General features: G+C 57.0%; 19 protein-coding genes and 1 pseudogene. 6 read left to right on the top strand and 14 right to left on the bottom strand.

All coding sequences use genetic code 11. The annotated features are described in order from the left end of the window. The 6 genes and pseudogenes from ATHL_RS16935 to ATHL_RS16910 all read right to left on the bottom strand — a co-directional run. Positions 1-491 (bottom strand): annotated as a pseudogene (locus ATHL_RS16935) (hypothetical protein); the annotation flags it as partial. A 102-nt stretch (positions 492-593) separates the two neighbouring features. Further along, positions 594-1199, bottom strand: coding sequence for a recombination mediator RecR (gene recR / locus ATHL_RS16930; protein WP_062196192.1), 606 nt, complete (start codon positions 1197-1199; stop codon positions 594-596). Further along, on the bottom strand, positions 1199-1489 hold the full coding sequence (locus tag ATHL_RS16925; protein WP_062196190.1) for a YbaB/EbfC family nucleoid-associated protein: 291 nt from the start codon (positions 1487-1489) through the stop codon (positions 1199-1201). Before ATHL_RS16925 ends, recR begins: the two co-directional genes overlap by 1 nt. Before the next feature lie 53 nt (positions 1490-1542). Next, the gene (dnaX, locus tag ATHL_RS16920) at positions 1543-3171 is read right to left on the bottom strand and encodes a DNA polymerase III subunit gamma/tau (RefSeq protein WP_084001681.1); all 1629 of its coding nucleotides are present in this window, start codon (positions 3169-3171) and stop codon (positions 1543-1545) included. Then, a complete protein-coding gene (locus ATHL_RS16915; protein WP_162787786.1) occupies positions 3168-3563 on the bottom strand; it encodes a DnaJ family domain-containing protein in 396 nt (131 codons plus the stop codon). Before ATHL_RS16915 ends, dnaX begins: the two co-directional genes overlap by 4 nt. Beyond that, positions 3560-4093, bottom strand: coding sequence for a lamin tail domain-containing protein (locus ATHL_RS16910; protein ID WP_062196185.1), 534 nt, complete (start codon positions 4091-4093; stop codon positions 3560-3562). Before ATHL_RS16910 ends, ATHL_RS16915 begins: the two co-directional genes overlap by 4 nt. Positions 4094-4135: 42 nt before the next feature. Here ATHL_RS16910 and ATHL_RS16905 point away from each other — a divergent pair, with 42 nt between their 5' ends. Then, positions 4136-4612, top strand: a complete 477-nt coding sequence (locus ATHL_RS16905; protein WP_162787785.1) for an NYN domain-containing protein — start codon at positions 4136-4138, stop codon at positions 4610-4612. Between the two features lie 200 nt (positions 4613-4812). Here ATHL_RS16905 and ATHL_RS16900 read toward each other — a convergent pair whose 3' ends face one another. Further along, positions 4813-5688 carry a PIG-L deacetylase family protein gene (locus ATHL_RS16900; RefSeq protein WP_062196181.1) on the bottom strand — a complete coding sequence of 292 codons (876 nt, stop codon included), beginning with the start codon at positions 5686-5688 and terminating at the stop codon, positions 4813-4815. Between the two features lie 126 nt (positions 5689-5814). Here ATHL_RS16900 and ATHL_RS16895 point away from each other — a divergent pair, with 126 nt between their 5' ends. Then, a complete protein-coding gene (locus ATHL_RS16895; protein ID WP_162787784.1) occupies positions 5815-6186 on the top strand; it encodes an SHOCT-like domain-containing protein in 372 nt (123 codons plus the stop codon). A 59-nt stretch (positions 6187-6245) separates the two neighbouring features. Here the strand turns inward: ATHL_RS16895 and ATHL_RS16890 are convergent, their stop codons facing one another. Together ATHL_RS16890 and ATHL_RS16885 are read right to left on the bottom strand one after the other, a co-directional pair. Then, a complete protein-coding gene (locus tag ATHL_RS16890) occupies positions 6246-6515 on the bottom strand; it encodes a NifU family protein (protein ID WP_084001674.1) in 270 nt (89 codons plus the stop codon). 15 nt (positions 6516-6530) lie between these two features. Next, the gene (locus tag ATHL_RS16885) at positions 6531-7046 is read right to left on the bottom strand and encodes a cyclic nucleotide-binding domain-containing protein (protein WP_162787783.1); all 516 of its coding nucleotides are present in this window, start codon (positions 7044-7046) and stop codon (positions 6531-6533) included. Between the two features lie 264 nt (positions 7047-7310). Between ATHL_RS16885 and ATHL_RS16880 the strand changes: the two genes are divergently transcribed. The 4 genes from ATHL_RS16880 to ATHL_RS16865 all read left to right on the top strand — a co-directional run bounded on the left by ATHL_RS16880 (position 7311) and on the right by ATHL_RS16865 (position 10389). Continuing rightward, complete coding sequence (locus ATHL_RS16880) at positions 7311-8402, top strand: ArsR/SmtB family transcription factor (protein WP_062196173.1); 1092 nt, start codon at positions 7311-7313, stop codon at positions 8400-8402. Positions 8403-8506: 104 nt separating this feature from the next. Continuing rightward, on the top strand, positions 8507-8773 hold the full coding sequence (locus ATHL_RS19025; RefSeq protein WP_162787782.1) for a hypothetical protein: 267 nt from the start codon (positions 8507-8509) through the stop codon (positions 8771-8773). 18 nt (positions 8774-8791) lie between these two features. Continuing rightward, complete coding sequence (locus ATHL_RS16870; RefSeq protein WP_062196173.1) at positions 8792-9883, top strand: ArsR/SmtB family transcription factor; 1092 nt, start codon at positions 8792-8794, stop codon at positions 9881-9883. 104 nt (positions 9884-9987) lie between these two features. After that, positions 9988-10389: an OsmC family protein gene (locus tag ATHL_RS16865; RefSeq protein ID WP_062196171.1), complete on the top strand. Its 402-nt coding sequence runs from the start codon at positions 9988-9990 to the stop codon at positions 10387-10389. A 286-nt stretch (positions 10390-10675) separates the two neighbouring features. Here ATHL_RS16865 and ATHL_RS16860 read toward each other — a convergent pair whose 3' ends face one another. The 5 genes from ATHL_RS16860 to ATHL_RS16835 all read right to left on the bottom strand — a co-directional run bounded on the left by ATHL_RS16860 (position 10676) and on the right by ATHL_RS16835 (position 15786). Beyond that, positions 10676-11194 carry a PH domain-containing protein gene (locus tag ATHL_RS16860; RefSeq protein WP_062196169.1) on the bottom strand — a complete coding sequence of 173 codons (519 nt, stop codon included), beginning with the start codon at positions 11192-11194 and terminating at the stop codon, positions 10676-10678. Between the two features lie 313 nt (positions 11195-11507). Beyond that, on the bottom strand, positions 11508-11972 hold the full coding sequence (locus ATHL_RS16850) for an iron chaperone (RefSeq protein ID WP_062196168.1): 465 nt from the start codon (positions 11970-11972) through the stop codon (positions 11508-11510). Positions 11973-12386: 414 nt separating this feature from the next. Next, a complete protein-coding gene (locus tag ATHL_RS16845) occupies positions 12387-13385 on the bottom strand; it encodes an NAD-dependent epimerase/dehydratase family protein (RefSeq protein WP_062196166.1) in 999 nt (332 codons plus the stop codon). Positions 13386-13752: 367 nt separating this feature from the next. Further along, positions 13753-14226 carry an SRPBCC family protein gene (locus tag ATHL_RS16840; protein ID WP_201798019.1) on the bottom strand — a complete coding sequence of 158 codons (474 nt, stop codon included), beginning with the start codon at positions 14224-14226 and terminating at the stop codon, positions 13753-13755. Positions 14227-14316: 90 nt separating this feature from the next. Next, the gene (locus ATHL_RS16835) at positions 14317-15786 is read right to left on the bottom strand and encodes a potassium/proton antiporter (protein ID WP_062196164.1); all 1470 of its coding nucleotides are present in this window, start codon (positions 15784-15786) and stop codon (positions 14317-14319) included. Positions 15787-15940: the final 154 nt, after the last annotated feature.

Raw genomic sequence — 15940 nt, 5'->3', positions numbered from 1 at the left:
ACGGGCTGGATGTTGGAGATCTCCACCCGCCGCAACGTCAGCTGCTCCGCCGAAGTCCACACTCCCCCGCCCTCGGTGGCGCTTCCCTCTCCGATCCTGAGCTCCTCCACACTCACCTGCACCGGTGTTACCGCAGATCCGCCGCACACCTCCAGAATATGCCCGCTGCCATTCCCCCTCACCTGCGTCAGGGCTGGCCCACTGCCGCGCAGGGTGAGGCTTTTTTTCACCACCAGCGGCCCATCATAGACCCCTGCCCCCACCATAATGACATCCCCCTCCCCTGCCACACTGATCGCCCGTGAAATACTTCTGCATGGTAAAGCCTGGGCCAGGCAGTCGTTTCCGGCATCCATCCCATCCATAGCCACATAACGGGTTCCCCCGCTGGCCAGTACCTGCTCTCCCCCCCAGCAAAGACAAAGCGCTGCCCAGAGCAGCGCCAGCCCGCAACCGATGACCCTTCTTACCCGACTGCCTGCCATGCCCATGACCACGCTCCTTCTGCAAAACCAATGCCATCAAGCTTATTTTGTTTCAGTCAGGGGCCAGTAAAAGGAAACCGTTAAAAAGGATGGATCGAATTTGAAAACCTAAAGCTCCTGCCTTCCCACCAGCGCGCGCAACAGCGTGCTCTGATCCGCATATTCCAGATCACCCCCCACAGGCAACCCGCGCGCCAGACGGGTAATGCGCACCCCCAGCGGGAGCAATTGCTGGCGGAGATACAACGCCGTGGCGTCACCCTCCATACTGGGGTTGGTGGCCACGATCACCTCGCGCACCTTGCCTTCGCGCACCCGGTCAATTAAAGGGCGAATCTTCAACTGCTCTGGCCCAATCCCCTCGATTGGAGAAAGCACCCCGTGGAGCACGTGGTATCGCCCTCCAAACGCGCCGGTGCGCTCCAGCACCAGCACATCGAGCGGTTCCTCAACCACGCACAGCAGGCTCTCATCACGCCGGGGGTCGGCGCAAATTTCACAACGCTCCTGCCCGGCCAGTGTAATATTAAAGCATATCGGGCAGAGCGTCGTCGCCGATTTCAAAGCCAGCAGGGCATCGGCCAGCTGCCGCGAGACCTCCTCAGGCTGGCGCAAAAGATAAAAAGCCAGCCGCGAAGCCGTTTTGGGCCCGATGCCCGGCAGCCGTTCAAAGGCATCGATCAGCGCCTGTAACGGCGCGGGTAAACCGGCCATTAAAGCCCAAACCCGCTCAACCCACCGGCCAGCGGGCCCAGCCGCTCGGCCTGCAGCTGGCGTGAATTTTCCAGCGCCTGATTGATAGCCGCCAGCAGCATATCCTGCAACATTTCAGCGTCCACGTCCTGGAGCAGCTGCGGATCAATCTCCACCGCCTTACAGTGCTGGTCGCCGGTCATGATCACTTTCACCGCGCCGCCGCCCGATGTCCCCTCAACGGTTTCTTCTGCCAGCCGGGCCTGCGCCTGTTCCATTTGCTCCTGCAACTTGCGCAGCTGCGACATCATTCCGCCGCCTCCGCCACCTGCCGGTCGATTAAATCCTTTTGCCATCGCTTCACCTACCTCTCTGAATCATCCTGTTGATCAACGATCATCCCTCCCAGGTCGAGCGCCGTGCGCACCAGTTCACTTTCTGCCCCGGCCAGGGTCTCCGCCTCAATCGTCGCCTTGTTGCCGATCACCACACAGCGCACCGGCAGAGTCACCCCCAGAACCGCCTGGAGCGCCTGGCGCAGACGGTTGAGATTCTCCTCAGTTTCCATTTTCGATTTAAGCAGCTCGTTCTGATACCCTAAAATCAACACCCCATCCCGCACATCGAACGTCTTGCACGAATTGAGCGCCGCCGCCGTGAGGCTGCTCTGCTGTTTCACCACCTGCCGCACCCGGTTCCATGCGGCGCGAATCTCGTTCAACGCCGGTACAGCGCCGACGGACTTCCCCTGAGCCGGGGTGGATTCCCGCGTTGTTTGCGCCGCTTCGCCTTTCGCCGCCACCGGTGGTGCCCCCGCCGGGCGCGCCGATGGGGTTGCCTGCCGAGGCGGTTCTGCTTTGGCCGCTGGCGGCGAGGCCTCTCCCCCTCCAGAGGTAACAGCCGCCGCCGGTGAACGTTCTTCCAGCGCCTCAGCCAGCGCCAGTTCCAAACCCAGCCCCGGCTGCCAGCTCACCCGCGTATCCGAAACCACCTCATTGAAAAGGCGGATCACTTCCAGCAGCCAGGCGGTTGAGAAACGCGCAGCCTGGCTGGCCATTTGAGCACGCACTTCAGGGGTAGCATCGAGCATGGCCGCGTTGTTCAAACGCACCAGCAGCAACCCCCGCAGGTATTCCACCACCTGCCGGGCATACTGACGGGCGTCACTCCCGCCATCCAGAGCCGCCTGAATGCACGCCAGCCCGCTGGCCGCATCTTTCGCCAGGATCGCCTCCACCAGCCGCACCACGCTTTCGCTCGTCACTGCTCCCAGCACCTGCTGAGCACTTTGCAGAGTCACCCGCTCACCGGTGGACGAAAGCTGATCCAGCAGCGAGATCGCATCGCGCACCGCCCCGGTTGCCTGACGGGCAATCCATTGCAGGGCGTCATCATTCACCGCCAGACCTTCTTCGGCGGCTTTTTGCCGCAACAGAGCTGTCATCGCGGCTACTGGCACCCGCCGAAACTCATACCGCTGACAGCGCGAAAGCACCGTGGCCGGAATCTTATGCACCTCGGTCGTTGCCAGAATAAAAAGCGCATGGGGAGGGGGTTCCTCCAGTGTTTTGAGCAGCGCGTTGAAGGCCGCTGTCGAAAGCATGTGCACTTCATCAATAATGTACACTTTGGTTCGGCCCTGGCTCGGTGAAAAGTTAATCTTTTCCCTCAGGTCGCGCACATCATCCACACTGGTATTCGAAGCCGCATCGATCTCGATCAAGTCCAGGAAGCGCCCTTCATTTACCGCCACACAGTGCTCACACCGATCACACGGACGGTTGGCCGGGTCTTCATCCAGGCAGTTGACCGCCTTGGCCAGCAGGCGCGCCGTGGTGGTTTTTCCCGTTCCCCGCGGCCCGGCGAACAGATAGGCGTGGCCGATCCGCCCGCTGCGCACCGCATTACGCAGAGTCTGGATGACATGTTCCTGCCCGATGACCTGTTCCCACAGGCGCGGGCGCCACTTTCGATACAACGCTTGAGACATCATTCACCTGTTCCCGAACGACCCCTGCCCACTGCACCACCCGGGCCGCCTTCATCCACCGGCAGCATGGGCTTTTGCAGAGCAGGCAGCGGAACGCGCAAATTGTACTCGAAAATCTTACGGTTCAAAGCGCTGATTTCTTCACGCCGGGCGCCCCCCTGCTCACCTCCCATCAACCGCGCTCTTTCGGCATCAATCTCCCTGCCGGCCTCGATCCAATCCGGGAGGAAACCCTGGTTTTTCATCACATGGTGTGCCAGGCGCACCTCTTCCGGCACAAGCGACCAGTCGTCAAGCAGAAGCGGCTTCCCTTTGCCGGGCAGGTCTCTGAACGCCCCGCGCTCCATGGCTTCACGAATCTGCCGCTCGACCAGCTCTCCCCAGCCGTCCATCATGGCACCTGAAACCTCGCCTGCACCTGCCCCAGGTTGTCCACCAGAGTCGCCCATTCTCCTGGCCGCCACACCGCCTCAGTACGATTCCAGAAGACCTCCGTGGGGGTATCGTTTCCGACCCGTGTGTAGACCAGCACTGCTCCCCCCTTGTACAGAATCAACTCTGGATCTTTCGAGAAGGTATACACATTGCCGTCCTCGTCCTTCAATTGCCACCCGGCCAGTGAGAGGTCGCCCTCACCCAGCCGCCTGAGCTGGACGTATTCCTGCTGCGGGTCGGTCGCGCCGATCACTGCCGCAATCTCAATCAGCTCTCCTGCAGGGCCGGGGAGCGTCGGGGTCAGGGTAGGCAGAGGTGTCTCCACAACCTCCGAGGCAGGGATCGGGTCAGCCGGTGCCGTGGGAAGAGCGGGTGTCTCCTGTGGGCGCAGGCGCTCCCACACCATTAACACCGCCAGAACCGTTGCCGCCGAAACAATGATATTCAGAATAAGATACAGAAGCAGTGAATTTCGTCCACCACGTCTCATGGTTGCCCTATCATAGCATAAAATCCGGGTACAATGGGATGGATGATGTACCTGATCGACGGACACAACCTCATCCCCGTGCTGGGCGGTCACTTAAGCACCCTGGACGACGAAGATCACCTCCTGCGCATACTGCAGGATTTCGTCCGCCTGAGCCGTCACCGGGTCGAGGTCTTCTTCGATGGCGCTCCCCCCGGGCACGCCGGGACGCGCACCGTCGGCACGGTACGGGCTCATTTCGTCTCAGCCCGCACCACCGCCGACGCCGCCATTGCCGACCGCCTTCATGGTTTAAAAGAACGTGCCCGGCAGGTCACAGTTGTTTCCTCCGACCGGCAGGTCATCTCAGAAGCACGCGTCACCGGCGCCACTCCCATGACTTCAGATGATTTTGCCCGTCTGTTGCGGCGCACTTTAAGCTCCCCTCCCGCTTCTCCCCGCACCGACTCCCGCGACCGTCCGGCGCTCTCCTGCGAAGAGATTGACGAGTGGTTGCGCCTTTTCGAAAATCACGAATAAGGTAAAAATTCTCATTTTTATTTAATATATTCCACCCAAAATCGGAGTATAGTAACGAAAGGAACCTGTATTGTACAAGATGCAGGATCTTCCACCGGAAAGCCTCCAGCCGCTCGCCCCCCCCGGGCGGTGGAAGCCAAAGGTGGCATTCCCTCCCTGAAGATTGCCCGGCACTCCCCCTGCCGGGCAATCCCGTTTTTTTATCCCCCCGGCCAGAGCCAGCTGCCCCCGCCGCTCCGCCAGTAGGCTTCCAGTTGCGCCCTCATCCCCTCCTGAGAACCGAAGAGACTGCCAATTTGGGTTTTATAGGCCGCCACTCCCGCACACCATGCCTCAAAACCTGCTTCAGATACCGGCCGGTGGTAAAGATCTCCTTCCGGCCAACCCTGCGGCAGGCGGATTCCCCGTTGAGTCACGTACGGAAAATCGGCATAATACCACAGCATTCGCCGCAGACCCTCAGCAGCTGACCGTACCAGACGGTGATCCACATGGTTACCCAGGCTGAGCGGGCACACCACCCGGGCTTCATGGGGCAGTTTGTGGCGCAGCCAGGTGCGCAGCGACTGCACCAGCTCCATCTCCGCCGGGTGCACCGGCAACCACAAATCTTCACCTGCTTTAATCAACGCCTCGCCATCAGGCAACCGGCGGTAGATACAATCGGTGAGGCGGCCATAAAAGGGCACCGCCCCCACCTCCGCGCAGGCCAGACGGTCTTCTGCCCTCCGGCGAGAGACCGCGCGCCTGCCTGCATTCCATTGCGTTTCCAGCGTCGCCGCAAAAGCCGGCAGCGCCCGCCCACGAGATGGGGAGACGGCGCAAATCGTCCAGATCTCCACCGTATCCCCGGCCTGGCTTTGCTCCCAGATCATACCGCCACAGGAAAGCACCGCATCATCGTAATGAGGAGAGAGATAAATCCAGTGCATACTGACCTCTTCGAAGATGATTTCCAGAATTACCCGATTATACCCCCCACCCTGTCCCCCCAAGCTCTCGTTGCTCCCTGAGAAGAACAGGTTTCGCCCCGCCTCCTGCACCTGACCGGCATTTTGGGAGTACAATAAAGACATATCTCATCAACCCGAGACCAGCCCGTGAGGGCCGCCTTCGCAGCCAGCAAAAAACGCGCACTGCCGCCGACTGGCCCGGCAAAGATTTTACCCCGAGGGAACGGCATGGCTTCTGCTGAAGAGCGCATGAAAATTTTGAGAATGATCCAGGAAGGAAAGATCAGCGCCCGCGAAGGCGCCGAACTGCTCGAAGCCCTGGAAGACCGTCCTGCCCGGGTTGCTCCTCCTCTGCCGCCCGCTCCCCCCTCCTCGACCAGCACTCCCCGATGGTTCCGCGTGGTGGTGACCGACACACAGACCGGTAAAACGCGCGTCAACGTCCGCCTACCCATCAGCCTGATCAGCGCCGGCCTGAAAATGGGCGCGCGTTTCTCTCCCCAGGTCGAAGGCATGGACCCCGAACAACTGATGGCTTTCCTGCAGTCCGGTGAAACCGGTAAAGTGGTCGATGTTCTCGACGAGGAAGACGGCGAGCACGTCGAAGTCTATATCGAATAACCAGCCCTCACCCCCCTGTCCGAATCATAAAAAAACCGCCCTCCTGGCGGTTTTTCAGACTATGCCTGATCCTGATTCACATCCACCACATTTTCAATTTCCGGAAAGAACTGCCTCACCGTACCGGCCACCCACCCATTGAGGGTGGTTGGCGAAAGCGGGCATCCATCGCAGGCCCCCCCAAGGCGCACCTTCAGCGTCTTCCCGTCAAAGTCCACCAGTTCTACCGAACCGCCATGATACTGGCTGATGTACGCGTCCAGCGTTTCCACCAGCGCCCGCACGCGCTCTTCCAGCGTGAATTCAATCCCGTTATTACTCTCGCTCATCCTGTCTGCCTCCATCTACACAGTTTTTGCTGTTTCCTGGTTCCCATGTTGATTATGCACGACACTGGCAGAAGGATCAAGCCCCTGGTAGAGGATTTCGAGCACGGCAGTGTGCGTGTTCCGCAACCGTTCAGCGATCGAGGCGGCCAGCCGCTCCAGCAGTGCCGCACCAGCCTGCGGATGGGTCTCCACCAGGCGCTGCAAATTCCGGTTGCGAATGCGCAGCGAAACGCTGTCCTCCGTGGTTTGCGCTCCCGAAGTATACAGCTCGTGCCCCATGACCGCCGACCAGCCATACACCCCGCCGGGATGAATGCGTGCCACTGTGAGCACCGGGCCATCGTAGGGCTTGAAGCGAATCCGCACCTCCCCATCCACCAGAATGTACAGCGAATCGGCAATTTGCCCCTGAATGAAAATCGTCGTACCCCGCGGGTGACGCACCTCTTCCATGTAGGGAGCAATCGCACTGAGCACACCTGGAGCGAGCCCATCAAATAGGGTCAATCGGGCGTATTCTGGTCGCAGCATTGGATTAATCATAAGAGTCACCGCAGGAGATTTGTAGTGGCAATCTTCCCCCCTGCAACGAACAATGATCACCGGATGATTTGTGACAACAATCCTCCGGTTAATCAAATTACATCCTCCTCCCGTCCAGGAAACCTCCGCTTGCTGGCCTGCCGACTCGAGCCGGGAAGGACAGAAACGCTCCCAATCCATGACATTCATCCTGTTGACTCATCTTTTTTCTTCAGGTACCATAGAGATAGTTAGATAATGATCTAACACTCCATGTCCACGTTCACACCGGCGCTCTCCTGGGACCTGTCAACCGCTTACGACCTCTTCGTTAGCCTCTTTGTCCTGCACCACCCTGACCGGTTCGGTTTGCGCCCATCGTGGGCAGCCGGGGTACGTTCCCGCTTGCCCCCCGGGCAGCGCGAGTTCCTTGAAAAAGCCCAGTCTTTCCTCCCCGTTCCCCTGCGCTGGTTATACCTCCTGCCGGCTGGAGCCAGGGACGCTGCCGACGCTGTCTCTGCGCTGGCGAAAATTCCCACTGCCGAGCGTCTTGCCACACTATCGCACACATCAGAGCACACTCCGGAGTTCACCGCAACCCTTCGCAGCCTCTCATCCCGCCAGTCCTGGACTCCAGCCGAGCTGGAGGTGATTCGTACCTTCTACCAGCGCAGGGGCATTCCTCTCAAACCCACCGCCCTCCTTAACCTGTGCCAGGCGTGGGCACACCCCGCCGAGTTTGGCGATCAATACCTTGAAGCCCTCCAGAGTTACTACCGGCTTTTCTTTACCGAAGAAGAACAGCGCATTCGCCCATTGCTGATCTCTGGGATTGAACGTGCCCGTGAGCTCGCTCTCCACCGTTCCATCGAGCACCTCCTCGATGCCCTTTCGCATGGTGTGCATTTTTCTGGCCTCCATTCCTACCGCGAGGTGATTCTGGCCCCCTCCGTCTGGTCAACCCCGCTCGTCTTTTATTCCCCCATCGATCCTGCCCGGCTGTTCATCCTCTTCGGTTGCCGCCCCACCGATCAGCCACTCACCCCATCGGCTTCCGCCCCCGAACCCCTGGTGCTCCGTCTGAAAGCCCTCGCCGACCCTTCCCGCCTGGCCATCCTGCGCCGCCTGGCCGAGTCTCCAACCACCCCCGGTGAGCTGGCCCGCCACCTGCGCCTGCGCTCGCCCACTGTGGTACACCACCTCCAGCTCCTGCGCCTGGCAGGACTTGTTGAGATCACCCTTCTCCCCTCCGGCGAGCGCCGTTATGCCCTGCGCCGGGAAGCCCTGCAGGAAACCCTCCCCGCCCTGGAAGCTTACCTTCAGGTTCCCATCTCGCACCCTCCTTCCCCTGAAGACCCCCATTAACCTTTCTCCTGGCAGATTCACCCCCTCGAATGTAACCAAATGAGATGCGGTTCATCTAAACCTTTGGCCTTATACTTCTATATACTACATCTGGAGTTCAACCTATGGAAATGATCATCGACTTTCCCGGCGGCGCCCGCGTGGATGCCCATTTTGATCAATACACCGTCTTCCCCCCTGCAACGAACAATGATCACCGGATGATTTGTGACAACAATCCTCCGGTTAATCAAATTACATCCTCCTCCCGTCCAGGAAACCTCCGCTTGCTGGCCTGCCGACTCGAGCCGGGAAGGACAGAAACGCTCCCAATCCATGACATTCATCCTGTTGACTCATCTTTTTTCTTCAGGTACCATAGAGATAGTTAGATAATGATCTAACACTCCATGTCCACGTTCACACCGGCGCTCTCCTGGGACCTGTCAACCGCTTACGACCTCTTCGTTAGCCTCTTTGTCCTGCACCACCCTGACCGGTTCGGTTTGCGCCCATCGTGGGCAGCCGGGGTACGTTCCCGCTTGCCCCCCGGGCAGCGCGAGTTCCTTGAAAAAGCCCAGTCTTTCCTCCCCGTTCCCCTGCGCTGGTTATACCTCCTGCCGGCTGGAGCCAGGGACGCTGCCGACGCTGTCTCTGCGCTGGCGAAAATTCCCACTGCCGAGCGTCTTGCCACACTATCGCACACATCAGAGCACACTCCGGAGTTCACCGCAACCCTTCGCAGCCTCTCATCCCGCCAGTCCTGGACTCCAGCCGAGCTGGAGGTGATTCGTACCTTCTACCAGCGCAGGGGCATTCCTCTCAAACCCACCGCCCTCCTTAACCTGTGCCAGGCGTGGGCACACCCCGCCGAGTTTGGCGATCAATACCTTGAAGCCCTCCAGAGTTACTACCGGCTTTTCTTTACCGAAGAAGAACAGCGCATTCGCCCATTGCTGATCTCTGGGATTGAACGTGCCCGTGAGCTCGCTCTCCACCGTTCCATCGAGCACCTCCTCGATGCCCTTTCGCATGGTGTGCATTTTTCTGGCCTCCATTCCTACCGCGAGGTGATTCTGGCCCCCTCCGTCTGGTCAACCCCGCTCGTCTTTTATTCCCCCATCGATCCTGCCCGGCTGTTCATCCTCTTCGGTTGCCGCCCCACCGATCAGCCACTCACCCCATCGGCTTCCGCCCCCGAACCCCTGGTGCTCCGTCTGAAAGCCCTCGCCGACCCTTCCCGCCTGGCCATCCTGCGCCGCCTGGCCGAGTCTCCAACCACCCCCGGTGAGCTGGCCCGCCACCTGCGCCTGCGCTCGCCCACTGTGGTACACCACCTCCAGCTCCTGCGCCTGGCAGGACTTGTTGAGATCACCCTTCTCCCCTCCGGCGAGCGCCGTTATGCCCTGCGCCGGGAAGCCCTGCAGGAAACCCTCCCCGCCCTGGAAGCTTACCTTCAGGTTCCCATCTCGCACCCTCCTTCCCCTGAAGACCCCCATTAACCTTTCTCCTGGCAGATTCACCCCCTCGAATGTAACCAAATGAGATGCGGTTCATCTAAACCTTTGGCCTTATACTTCTATATACTACATCTGGAGTTCAACCTATGGAAATGATCATCGACTTTCCCGGCGGCGCCCGCGTGGATGCCCATTTTGATCAATACACCGTCCGCACCGATCAGCCCCCTATGGGCGGCGGGGAAGGGTCTGCACCCACGCCCTTTGCCGTGTTTCTTGCCTCCATTGGCACCTGCGCCGGTATTTACGTCCTCGGCTTCTGCCGCCAGCGCGGCCTGCCCACCGACGGCATCCGTATCATCCAGCGCGCCCACCGCGACCCGCAAACCGGCCTGGTAGGGCAGATCGAATTAGAAATTCAGGTTCCGCCCACCTTCCCCGAAAAATACCACGAATCCCTCGTCCGTTCGGCCAACATGTGCGCGGTCAAAAAACACCTTGAAAATCCACCCTCATTCAACACCTACACCCGGGTCATCAATGCCTGAGGGGCAAAAATGACCCCTGTCCGCAGCGATGAGCACCTTTCCTGCAGATCGAAGGTGCCCATCGTTGTGCGTCGGCAGGATTTTTTCCAGAATATGCTCTAAAAAAAAGACCGCGGAATGGCCTCAACGTTCGCCGCCCAGTAAGAGCTGGCGCAGTTTTTTCAAACCACGGCTCAGCGTCTTCCCGGGCGGGTGGTGCTTCTTCTTTGCTCTCGAATCAGAAACGGCTCAAAGGCTGGTTCCGCCAGCAGGTATTGCCGTTGCCACTGGCGCCCGTTCTGAGAAGTTACGGTTGGAGATAGCTTTCAAGAATCTGGTGGATTTTCTTCCTCACCCCCACAGGGTCAACAATCGCTCTGAAGCTTTCCCTCGTCCCGCCTGTGCCGGTTACAGTCACCGTGCCAAAGTTTAACAACCTGCCAAGGATCGTCTGGTTTACCGACACACTTTCTATTTTGGCCAGAAGCATTTCAAGCGTGTGCCTGCGAATAAAGCCCGATTTCGCAATAACCCGCCGGTTGGTGATGGCAAACTCTGTCGTGAAAAGAACGGTCAAAGCCCGTAGCCCAAGCAGGATGGAATAGAATAATAAAGGCCCCGAAGAACAAAACAGGAAACCCTCAAGCAATGATGGTTTAGAAGCTGCTGAAGACGGGTTGCTGGCCATCATCCCCTGTAAACCGAGAATAAAAGCGATCAGGGTGATCAGGAACGTAACCAGTGAAGGAAGAAAAATAGCGGGATGAATGCGCGCGGTGAACAGCACTTCCTCGTTCGGCATCAGGTTATCCTGGACGTAGCTCATGGTCTCAACTCCCTTCGCTTTTCTTTTTATGCCCCCAGATCAATCCAATGGAAGGTTTTTACCCGATTCCCAGAATCAGGACAGATAAGGTGATTATACCTGCATGTCTTTCTGGAGCCTTCCTGAAAGGGTGCGTTCTTTTACTTTTTGTTAAATACCCTGAAGGGGTTAATCCAAAATGATGTTCTTCAGCCCGGACAAATCAAACCCGGCAAAGAATGCCCCCTGCATGCCTTTACGTAGAAACGGAACCCTCAGCCTTCTTTACTGAAGGTCTTCAAACACCCCATTGCACTCACGGAATTAAAGATTTTCAGCTCACGGCTTTCTTCACCAGCGCAACGATCATTTCCTCTACTGCGGGGGTTAATTCCTTCAGGGCGAAGGCGACCGGCCAAAATGCGCCTTCATCGAGGTGGGCTGCGTCGCTGAACCCCAGTGTGGCGTAACGGGTGTTGAACTTCTGTGCGCTTTGGAAAAAGCAGATGACCTTACCCTCTCTGGCATACGCGGGCATTCCGTACCATGTTTTCGGAATGAGCGTTGGAGCGCTGGCTTTGATGATGGCATGCAACCGCTCAGCCATGGTACGATCGGGTTCCGGCATTTCGGCAATCCTGGCAAGCACGGCGCTTTCTCCATCAACCCTGTCTTTGCCTGCACGCGCGGCCGCCTTCAACTCGCGGGCTCGCTCTTTCATCGCGGCGCGTTCTTCTGCGGTGAAGCCGTCCGAGGGTTGTTGTTCATCCGGGGAAGTATTTTTCTTCATATGGCTCATCTTTCAGTGATCAAAATCTCTACGGGGCATTGTAGAGCGCCGGTACATTTATGTCAACTATTTGGGTGATCATTGTGGAAAACAGCACCTGCCCTGATTTGTGGGATGAGCCCATCGGGATCAGTATATGGGACATGGCTGTAAACCAACCAGACCCGATCGTGTCCCTCCAGGAATGAAAGCAGGACAGGAACATCATCGGGCTTCATCTCGGGCTCCAGAATGCGGCTTTCGAAGAGGTCTTGAGGGAGCCCGCGCTTCTCAACCTGCAGGTAGTAATGGGTTTCATAGGGTAGAAAGTAGCGCTCCGAGCGTGTTCTTTTTTTTCAGAACCTATCAGCTTTGGGCAGGCTCAGGTCATCCAGGCCTGGGTCGGAGGGTACCCGGAAGGTTGTTTAAAGCAACCACCCCCTTCTACCCCTTGCGGGCCAGTGCGCGCTCTCCTTCCAGAGTCTCCAGCCAGGCGTCTTCCAGGCTGCGAAAGTGCATGCCCAGTTCCCGTTCAGCTTTTGTGGCACAAAACTGCCAGCTTGCAAAGGCGGCGAGCGCAAATTCACGGCAGAATACCACTGGCAGGCCAAAGAGCCGCTCGATGGGTTCAGCCAAACAGTTGAACAGCATCGCCATCGGGTATGGCATCCAGAATAGCGTCACCTTGAATCCACCGGGGGTCTGTTTCCATAGCCTGAACATATCTCGATGTTGCATGATCCCATTACTCAGGATATAGGTTTCGCCAGCCTTCCCGTACTCCAGACAGCGCACAATTCCTTCTGCAGCGTCTTCCACAAAAACATGCGCACGCCGGCCATGCTGCGCCCAGAGCACAGGTGGGAGAAAACCACGGACGTACATACGTACCAGATACCCCAGGCCAGAGCGATCCCCGGGGCCAATGACTCCCGCCGGACATGCGATAACGATCGGCGCTCCCTTTTTTTGCAACGTCACCACCATTTCGTGGGCTTCCATCTTGGTTTGCTCGTAGAAGGATATGGGAGGAGCGCGCCGTTGAAACGTCTCATCAGCAATGATGTTACCGGTTTGCCCAAAAGCCAGTATGCTTGAGGTGTAAACGATCTTTGGAATGCCCAGTTCCATGGCCAATCCAAGCGTGTTTTCTGTGCCCTGTACATTGATTGTGCGCATTCTGTTCTGAGCCCGCCTGGGGATGCCAAATTCATACCAGGCCGCATTGTGGATCACAGCCCCGGCTCCCATCATGGCTTCGCGCATCGATTCACGATCGGTAACATCCCCGGCTACCAGTTGCGCCCCCAGCGATTGAATCGCCCTCGCCTCAGGGCTTTCTGGTTTACGGACGAGGACAGTTACATCCCATCCACGTTGAAGCAGCATTCGAGTAAGCGGCTGGCCGATAAAACCTGTTCCACCGGTCACAAAAACTTTCATAGGCCCCCCGGTACCCCGCGAACCAAACCCCGGCTTCTCGACCCTTGCTACCTTTAAGTTTCGAATTTACAACCGATAATAACCTCTCTCAATCTGTGGAAGACCAGTCGGTAATGAGTACTTATTTTATACACATTATATCACTGCTGGCTGGGTCAGGTGCAATGCAGGCCTATTTGAGCCCGTCATATTAGTGGTGGATAACTTTTCAACTACCCGCCATGGCGGATCGAAGGACCATTACACCGCCACATTTGCTGGTTTTCTCTTTGTTCCATCAAAACCCACCAGCTTTGGGACAGATACAAGGCTCATCGGCACCACGTGAAATGTTCAGGCAACCTGCCAGGAAAGTCCTGAATGGCCGTCACCCAAGGATTGCGGCAAGTTTTTTGAACTCGGTGCGTGCGTGCTCGTCCATATCTTTTTCAAACTGCGGGGTAAAAAACAGGCTCAACAAGCGGTCCAGAAGCCTCCCAACACCCGGGAATCCTGCTTTGAGGACATGTGTGAGCACCGTGCCTTCCCCACGATCCTCGAAGCGGATGACCAGCCACACGGGCAGCCTCACGAACTTTTTCATCTGCCAGACGATCTCTTTGCCCGGGGTATACCTGACCACCACCGCCTCAAATTTCAGCCTCTTCTTGCCTACATACTCATCAAAGAAAACCACATTACCTGTATCACCTGGTGATTGTCTTTTCGTGTGCCATGCGAGATGGGTTCCTGGCCACCAGTTCTGATAGTCACGATCAGTGCAATGCAGCAGAAAATCTGCTATTGTCTTTCCTGAAACCCCAGCGAGTTGAACTTCGGTTTTTATCTCTATCACAGGCATACCCGGTTCTCAAGATGAAAGTACCAGAACGGCCACCCAACGGCCTACGCTTCAAACCCAACGCGGAGCAGCGCCAGGGAGAAGCAAGGGTTAATCCCCTGCTCCCTCCCCGGGTAAGTTAAGTTTGGCTTGAACCTCTTCGAAAGACTTTCTATCTGACAGCACCAGCAAAGTATCACCGCCTCGCAGGATCGTCCCGCCACTGGGTTGCAAAAAAGCATGATCTCTGGCAATTAGAATGACCAGAAAATTAGCAGGCAGCCCCAGTTCAACGATTGTTTTCCCATCCATATACGAGTCAGACGGTATGGCCAGTTCCTTAAGCTCGCTTTTCAACCCAACCATTGGTGTATATTCGATAGGATACATACGCTTTGGGGTTGCCGGTACGCCAACTCTTAACCATTGCGCAACCAGAGGGATGGACGTCCCCTGTAATAAAACCGAAGTTAATACCACGAAAAAAACCACGTTAAAGATCAAACTGGCCTGTGGCACCCTGGCCAGCAGAGGAAAGGTCGCTAACATAATAGGGACCGCTCCACGCAGGCCAACCCAGGATATAAAAGCCTTCTCTCGCCAGTTCAAAGTACTCGGCAGTAAACTAACAAATATGCTCACAGGGCGGGCGATAAACATCAAACATCCTGCAACAAGCAAGCCCATGCCCGCTATAGGAATAAGGCGTGAAGGAAAGACAAGTAAACCCAGCGTCAGAAACATGCCAATTTGCATCAGCCAGGCTAACCCGTCGTGAAAGCGCATCAGGCTTCTCTTATGAATGAAATCATGATTACCCAGAACAATGCCAGCCAGATATACTGCCAGGAAGCCGCTCCCGCCAATTCCATTGGTTACTCCAAACGTAAGGAATACTAACGATAACGTCAGAACAGGATAAAGACCTTCATAACCCAACTTTAGACGATTAACCAGGTGCAACATCACCCTCCCCATGACGTAGCCAAGAACTGTACCGATAAGCATTTGCAGGATGAATCGACCGATTAAGTTGGCTAACGACAGGGTAGGCTGAGTCATTAACTGGATCAGGCCAACCGTAAGGAATATGGCCATGGGGTCATTGCTGCCCGATTCTAATTCCAGCAGGGGTTTCAACTGACCTTTGAGACCAACACCTTTCGATCGCAGTACCGAAAACACTGCCGCCGCATCTGTAGAAGAAACGATTGAACCAAGCAACAAACCTTCAACCAGCGACAGGCCGAGAAGTGCGCTTACGAAAAGACCGACGATCAACGCAGTAATGAACACCCCAAGAGTAGAGAGCAGCAAGCCTTCTTTGATAACCGGGCGGATACTGTTCCATTCCGTATCAAGACCCCCGGCGAAAAGAATCAGGATCAGGGCAATAACCCCTATAAACTGGGCCAGAGCAGGATCATCAAAATAGATCCCCCCGGGCCCATCTGACCCGGCCAGCATCCCCAGGATTAAAAAGAGCAAGAGCGCAGGAACACCGAATCGGTCAGAGATTTTACTGGCCAGGACACTGATGAGCAGTAAGACAGAGGCGCCAATTAAAATATATTCATTCATGTGTGTTACTCATCCCTGTATCATTGTAGCACCGGTGAGAAATTGACCAGAGAAGGAGCTAACGACAGTAAACTCACCCTTCACCAGGAACCCGGGTGAGGATCGAACGTAATTTTATAGGCAGTCGGAACGGCGCCAGATAGAAGCGCAGGAT

The sequence above is a fragment of the Anaerolinea thermolimosa genome, assembly GCF_001050195.2.
Lineage (GTDB): Bacteria > Chloroflexota > Anaerolineae > Anaerolineales > Anaerolineaceae > Anaerolinea > Anaerolinea thermolimosa.
Note: the sequence above shows the minus strand (reverse complement) of the source record. Positions and strands in the feature narration are given on the sequence as shown.

Excerpts from the sequence above, each read along its gene's own strand:
- recR (WP_062196192.1), bottom strand. The coding sequence starts at position 1,199 with ATGGCCGGTTTACCCGCGCCGTTACAGGCGCTGATCGATGCCTTTGAA.
- ATHL_RS16925 (WP_062196190.1), bottom strand. The coding sequence starts at position 1,489 with ATGATGTCGCAGCTGCGCAAGTTGCAGGAGCAAATGGAACAGGCGCAG.
- dnaX (WP_084001681.1), bottom strand. The coding sequence starts at position 3,171 with ATGATGTCTCAAGCGTTGTATCGAAAGTGGCGCCCGCGCCTGTGGGAA.
- ATHL_RS16915 (WP_162787786.1), bottom strand. The coding sequence starts at position 3,563 with ATGATGGACGGCTGGGGAGAGCTGGTCGAGCGGCAGATTCGTGAAGCC.
- ATHL_RS16910 (WP_062196185.1), bottom strand. The coding sequence starts at position 4,093 with ATGAGACGTGGTGGACGAAATTCACTGCTTCTGTATCTTATTCTGAAT.
- ATHL_RS16905 (WP_162787785.1), top strand. The coding sequence starts at position 4,136 with ATGATGTACCTGATCGACGGACACAACCTCATCCCCGTGCTGGGCGGT.
- ATHL_RS16900 (WP_062196181.1), bottom strand. The coding sequence starts at position 5,688 with ATGTCTTTATTGTACTCCCAAAATGCCGGTCAGGTGCAGGAGGCGGGG.
- ATHL_RS16895 (WP_162787784.1), top strand. The coding sequence starts at position 5,815 with ATGAAAATTTTGAGAATGATCCAGGAAGGAAAGATCAGCGCCCGCGAA.
- ATHL_RS16890 (WP_084001674.1), bottom strand. The coding sequence starts at position 6,515 with ATGAGCGAGAGTAATAACGGGATTGAATTCACGCTGGAAGAGCGCGTG.
- ATHL_RS16885 (WP_162787783.1), bottom strand. The coding sequence starts at position 7,046 with ATGCTGCGACCAGAATACGCCCGATTGACCCTATTTGATGGGCTCGCT.
- ATHL_RS16880 (WP_062196173.1), top strand. The coding sequence starts at position 7,311 with ATGTCCACGTTCACACCGGCGCTCTCCTGGGACCTGTCAACCGCTTAC.
- ATHL_RS19025 (WP_162787782.1), top strand. The coding sequence starts at position 8,507 with ATGGAAATGATCATCGACTTTCCCGGCGGCGCCCGCGTGGATGCCCAT.
- ATHL_RS16870 (WP_062196173.1), top strand. The coding sequence starts at position 8,792 with ATGTCCACGTTCACACCGGCGCTCTCCTGGGACCTGTCAACCGCTTAC.
- ATHL_RS16865 (WP_062196171.1), top strand. The coding sequence starts at position 9,988 with ATGGAAATGATCATCGACTTTCCCGGCGGCGCCCGCGTGGATGCCCAT.
- ATHL_RS16860 (WP_062196169.1), bottom strand. The coding sequence starts at position 11,194 with ATGAGCTACGTCCAGGATAACCTGATGCCGAACGAGGAAGTGCTGTTC.
- ATHL_RS16850 (WP_062196168.1), bottom strand. The coding sequence starts at position 11,972 with ATGAGCCATATGAAGAAAAATACTTCCCCGGATGAACAACAACCCTCG.
- ATHL_RS16845 (WP_062196166.1), bottom strand. The coding sequence starts at position 13,385 with ATGAAAGTTTTTGTGACCGGTGGAACAGGTTTTATCGGCCAGCCGCTT.
- ATHL_RS16840 (WP_201798019.1), bottom strand. The coding sequence starts at position 14,226 with ATGCCTGTGATAGAGATAAAAACCGAAGTTCAACTCGCTGGGGTTTCA.
- ATHL_RS16835 (WP_062196164.1), bottom strand. The coding sequence starts at position 15,786 with ATGAATGAATATATTTTAATTGGCGCCTCTGTCTTACTGCTCATCAGT.